This is a genomic window from Amycolatopsis sp. NPDC043889 (assembly GCF_056435645.1).
On sequence record NZ_JBWKEC010000043.1, the window covers coordinates 16,071 to 21,511 of the forward strand.

Annotated in this window: 4 protein-coding genes; 1 reads left to right on the forward strand and 3 read right to left on the reverse strand. The window is 67.8% G+C overall.

Features of this window, described 5'->3' with window-relative positions; translation table 11 throughout:
* Positions 1–29: 29 nt before the first annotated feature.
* From AC0685_RS40185 to AC0685_RS40195, 3 genes are all read right to left on the reverse strand, one after another.
* Positions 30–2,135, reverse strand: a complete 2,106-nt coding sequence (locus tag AC0685_RS40185; RefSeq protein WP_478230289.1) for an alpha-galactosidase — start codon at positions 2,133–2,135, stop codon at positions 30–32.
* 459 nt (positions 2,136–2,594) lie between these two features.
* Complete coding sequence (locus AC0685_RS40190; RefSeq protein WP_478230290.1) at positions 2,595–2,930, reverse strand: PPOX class F420-dependent oxidoreductase; 336 nt, start codon at positions 2,928–2,930, stop codon at positions 2,595–2,597.
* A 39-nt stretch (positions 2,931–2,969) separates the two neighbouring features.
* Complete coding sequence (locus AC0685_RS40195; protein WP_478230291.1) at positions 2,970–3,917, reverse strand: methionyl-tRNA formyltransferase; 948 nt, start codon at positions 3,915–3,917, stop codon at positions 2,970–2,972.
* 137 nt (positions 3,918–4,054) lie between these two features.
* On the opposite strand from AC0685_RS40195, the gene AC0685_RS40200 reads away from it, so the two are divergent.
* A complete protein-coding gene (locus tag AC0685_RS40200; protein ID WP_478230292.1) occupies positions 4,055–5,398 on the forward strand; it encodes a lysine N(6)-hydroxylase/L-ornithine N(5)-oxygenase family protein in 1,344 nt (447 codons plus the stop codon).
* Positions 5,399–5,441: the final 43 nt, after the last annotated feature.

Genomic DNA, 5,441 nt, shown 5'->3' on the forward strand with positions numbered 1-5,441 from the left:
GGGGAGATACATCGGATCTATTTGGCCGCTCAGAGCTTCGTCAGCCGGATCACGACGCTGGCGAAGTCGCCCTCCGGCAAACCCGGGAACAGGCCGTGTGCCAGGAGCGAGGCACCGTGCCACACCTTTCCGGTGTCCTCGTCGCGGTAGCGGGCGGAGGGGTCGAGTCCGTCGAGCCGGACCAGTCGTTCGTGAGTGGGGAAATGTGCCGCTTGCCGGAACACGAACACCACCGCGCGTCCACCGTCGGCCGCAACGTACTGCAGCGCGGAGACCCCATCGGTGGCAGGCGGCACGAGACGATGGAGCCTGCCGTGCTGGACGATGGGCCGGATCTCCTTGTACAGCGCGATCTGTTCGCGCGCGTGGTCCAGCTCCTCCTCGGACCACTTCACGATGTCGCCGCCGATACCGAGCACCCCCGTCATCGCGACGTGGAACCGGAAGCGCAGTGGCGTGGATCGCCGGGTGACGAAGTTGGGATCGTCGGTGACCCACGCCGACATCGCGCGCGCCGGGTACACCTGGCCGTAGCCGTGCTGGATGACGAGCCGGTCGAGCGCGTCGGTGTTGTCGGAAGTCCAGACCTGGTCCGTCCTGGCCATGATCCCGAGATCGATCCGGCCGCCACCGCCGCTGCACGCCTCGATCCGCAGGCCGGGATGGCGGGCGCGCAGGCGGTCCATGATCGCGTAGACCGAGCGGGTGTGCTCCACCCACAACCTGTCCGGATTGCTGTCGGTGGGCCAGCCCGCCTCGCTGAACGGGCGGTTCATGTCCCATTTCAGGAAGTCGATCCCGTGCGTGCCGACGAGGGAGTCGAGCGTGTCGAACGCCCACTCGGCGACGTCCGGGCGGGCGAAGTTGAGGACCAGTTGCCGCCGGAGCTCCGACCGAGTCCGATGTGGATGATGGAGGACCCAGTCGGGGTGGGCGCGGTGGAGATCGCTGTCCGGATTGACCATTTCGGGTTCGACCCAGAGCCCGAACTTCATGCCGAGGCGATGCACTTCGGCGACGAGTGGTCCGAGGCCGTCGGGGAACTTCTCCCGGTTGACCTGCCAGTCGCCGAGGCCGGCGTGGTCACCGGTCCGGGCGCCGAACCAGCCGTCGTCCACCACGAACAGTTCCACGCCGAGAGCGGCCGCTCTTTTCGCGAGCGCGCGTTGCCCCGCGTCGCTGACGTCGAAACCCGTTGCCTCCCAGGAGTTGTAGAGCACCGGCCGGAGCTCGCCGGGATGCGGGAGGACATGGCCGATCGTGTACGCGTGCCAGGCGCGGCTCGCGGCACCGAATCCGCCCTCGGTGTACAACCCGGCGAAAACCGGTGTGGTGAGCGTGTCGCCGGGTGCGAGCCGGGGGACCACGCCGTCTTGGCCGAAACCGCCGGTCACGGTGAGGCGGCCGGTGGACGAGCGGGTGGTGGTGATCCGCCACGAACCGCTCCACGCGAGCACGGCGCTGTAGACCTCGCCGTGCCGCTCGGTGGCTTCGCCGTCGTCGAGCATCACCCACGGATTGGCGTGGTGGCTCGTGTTGCCGCGCCTGCTGCCGAACGTCGTTTCGCCGTGGGGGACGGGCTCGCGGAGCAGTTGGCTTTCGGCTGCCCAGCGGCCGGTGACGTGGCTGATCCGGTAGCCCGGCCGGTCCGGCACGACCCAGGTCGCCGAGTCGGCCCGGATGATCTCGATCGGGCCGTCCGTGCCGTCGTGGCCGAGTTCGGTCCAGCGCTCGATGACGTCGGTGCCTTCCGGGACGCGGTAGCCGAGCGTGATCCGGAGGGGGTAGTGGCGATCGCGGAACCGGACGCGCAACTGTCCGCCGTCGATATCGTGGCCGAGGTAGCGCCATTCGAGGGCCCGGGTCCCGTCGGCGAACCGGACCTGGAGGGCGGGGGTCCAGTACCGGGTGCCGCCGTCGGCGGCGAGTTCGTCGAGTCCCTCGTTGGGATCGTTGAAGGAGTCCCAGCGTTCTTTGGTCCGGGGGAGGAGGTCGGTGACCTGGTCTGCGGTGAGTGCAGGACCCCAGTAGACGTGGGAGGGCGTGTCGTCCTCGGTCAGCCTGAGCGCGTAACTCGTGGATGCCGCGCCGATGAGCCAGGAACGGGTGTTCTCGTCGAAAACGATCTCGGCCACGGGGTCATCCTGGCGCCGAACGGTGGCGGCGGCCAGAGGGCTCCCGCTCGGCGGTACATCGGGTTTCGTGAGTGGTCCGTCCGATCACGCCGGACGGACGACACGCGTGTGGGGATGGACGACACTCGGCGAAGTCCGGGCCGTGTCGTCCATCCAGTCACGCGAGACCGCCGGTTCGGTGCAGGCTCTTCCTTCCCCTCGTACATGAAGCCCCCTTCCCTCGGCTGAGCCGGGGGAAGGGGGCCTACGTGGCGGTCACCAAGGTAGTGAAGGCCTCCTTGCCTACCCTGAAGGTAGGCAAGGAGGCCTTCACGGACTCGGGCGGGCAAGGGAAACCGGTGCGGAGACCGAAGCCTCTCAGCTGCCGACCTTCGCGATCGCCACGAAATGCTCCGGCCGCACCCGCACGATCACCTTGCCCGGAGACGTCGCGTACGCCAGCCAGCCATCGATGGCCTCCTACCCGGTTTCACCGAGGTACCGCCGGGCGATCGACTCCGAACCCGCTCGGACGCCGTCCGGGGCCGAAACGATCTCCGCGACCCCTTCGACGCTCACGAACGAGTAGGGCGGCACCGGGTCGTCGACGACCACCGAGACGCGGGGATTCTCCTTGAGCGCCTTGCCTTTGACGGTGTCCGCGCCCAGGTTGACCAGAATGTCGTCCCCGTCGAGGGCGAACCAGATCGGGACCGCGTGCGGCCTGCCGTCCGGGCGGACCGTCGCGAAGACGGCGGTGCGGGTGCCTTCGGCGAGGAAGGCGCGGCGCTGATCGTCGGTCATCTTCTCCGGCATGACGTTCCCTCCAGGGTGGCTGTCGAACCGTGGGCCACCTTAAGGGCGCGAGGTGAGATAACCACCCATGGTGCGGAAGTACTCGTTCGCGGTCAGTTCGGTGCCGTCCTCGGTCCGGACCCGCTCGATGACGAGACCGTGCGACCGGCCCCGGCGCGACTCCGGCCCAGCGACGATCACGACGCCGTCACCCTCACGGATGAAGATCCGGCCGGGGGTGCCGCCGTAGTGACCCACCGACACCGACGAGCGGATCACGCGCAGCTGCTTCCCTCGGTGATAAGTGAACGCGTTGGGATACGGATCGGACTGCGCGCGCACCAGCCGCTCGATCTCCTCGGCGGGCCAGGACCAGTCGATGAGGCTGTCCTCAAGGGCGCGCTTGTGGAAGAAGCTGGCCTTCGACCTGTCCTGTTTGACCGGTGTGTAGTCGCCGCTCGCGATGAGCTCGATCGCCTCGGTGGTGATCGGCGCGATGAGCTCGACCGTCCGGTGGAACAGATCGGTCGTCGTGTCCTTCGGACCGACCGGCACGGCGCGCTGCAGCACGATGTCGCCGGCGTCGAGGTCGGCGTCCATCATGTGGGCGGTGAGGCCCACTTCCTTCTCGCCGTTGATGAGCGCCCAGATCAGCGGCGAGAAGCCGGCGTAGGCGGGCAGCAGCGAGTCGTGGACGTTCAGGGTGCCGTGCCGCGGCATCTCGAAGATCTCGGGTGGCAGCCAGGTGCGCCAGTTGTTGGCGACGATCAGGTCGAGATCGGCTTCCTTCAGCTCCGCCAGCAGTTCCGGGTCGTCGGGACGCTGCCGCAGCAGTGCGCGGATGCCGTTCTCCCCGGCGAGGTCCGCGACGGAATCGGACCAGATCTTCTCGTAGGCGTGGTCACTCTTCGGATGGGTGACGACGAGGGCGACATCGTGGCCCGCGTCGATCAACGCCCGCAGGGTGCGGTGTCCCCAGGTCTGGTATCCGAACATGGCGACCCGCATGGGACCGGCCTCCTCCTGGTCGAGGGATGAACATCACCACTGAAAGTACTAGTTGAGCCTCACCTAACTTAGGTTAGGGTTCCCTGGTCTTTGTAACGAAGTACCGAGATGCGGCTGAGCCGCGCTAGGGGTTCAAGATGGCACGAGCAGTGGTCGGTGAACGGGTTCCGGTCTACGACGTGGTCGGGGTCGGGTTCGGTCCCTCGAACCTCGCGCTCGCCATCGCCGTCACCGAGCACAACGCCGCGCCGGGGGCGGAGACCGTCACCGCCCACTTCCTCGAGCGCCAGGTGCGTTTCGGCTGGCACCGCGGGATGTTGATCGACAACGCGACCATGCAGGTGTCCTTCCTCAAGGACCTGGCGACGATGCGGAACCCGACGAGTTCGTTCAGCTTCCTGTCGTATTTGCACAGCAAGGACCGGTTGGTCGATTTCATCAACCACAAGAACCTGTTCCCGCTGCGGATCGAGTTCCACGACTACTTCGAATGGGCGGCCGAGAAGGTCGACGACCTGGTCTCCTACGGTACGGAAGTACTTTCCGTGACTCCCGTCTTCGAGGGCGACGAGATCGTGTTCTTCGACGTGCACGCGCGGACCGACGGCGAACTGGTGAATCTGCGCGCCCGCAATCTGGTGATGGGCACCGGCCTGCGGCCGAACCTCCCCGAAGGTGTGACGCCGGGCACACGGATCTGGCACAACAGCGAACTCCTGCACCGGCTGGAGGGCATGTCCGCCGAGAAGCCGCGCCGGTTCGTCGTCGTCGGTGCCGGCCAGAGCGCGGCCGAGGTGAGCGCGCTGCTGCACGACCGCTTCCCGCGGGCCGAGGTGTGCGCGGTGTTCGCGCGGTACGGCTACAGCCCGGCCGACGACAGCGCGTTCGCCAACCGGATCTTCGACCCCGAGGCGGTCGGGCGGTTCTACGAAGCGCCGGCTGAGGTCAAGGACCGGCTGATGCGCTACCACGGGGCGACCAACTATTCGGCCGTGGACATCGAACTCATCGACGAGCTGTACCGGCGCGTCTACCGCGAGAAGGTGCAGGGGATCGAGCGGCTGAAGCTCATCAACGTCTCCCGCCCCACCGAGGTCACCGACACCGGCTCCGAAGTGCGGGTCACCGTCGAAGCGCTGGAGACGGGGGAGCGGACCCGGCTCGACGCCGACTTCGTCGTGTACGCCACCGGGTACAGCCCGGCGGACCCGACACCGTTGCTCGGTGAGCTGGCCTCCGCCTGCGCGCGCGACGACGAGGGCAGGCTGCGGGTCGAGCGCGACTACCGGATCGTCACCGAACCGCCGCTGGACGGCGGGATCTACCTGCAGGGCGGCACGGAGCACACGCACGGCATCACGTCGTCGCTGCTGTCCAACACCGCCGTCCGGGTCGGCGAGATCCTGCGGTCCATTGTGGACCGGCGGGCCGCCGGAGCGTCCCGGCCCGAGTACGCGGTGAGCGGGACCGGGCCCGCCTGAGGCACGGACGATCCCGAAAGCTCTGAACGGTGGAGGCGACCCG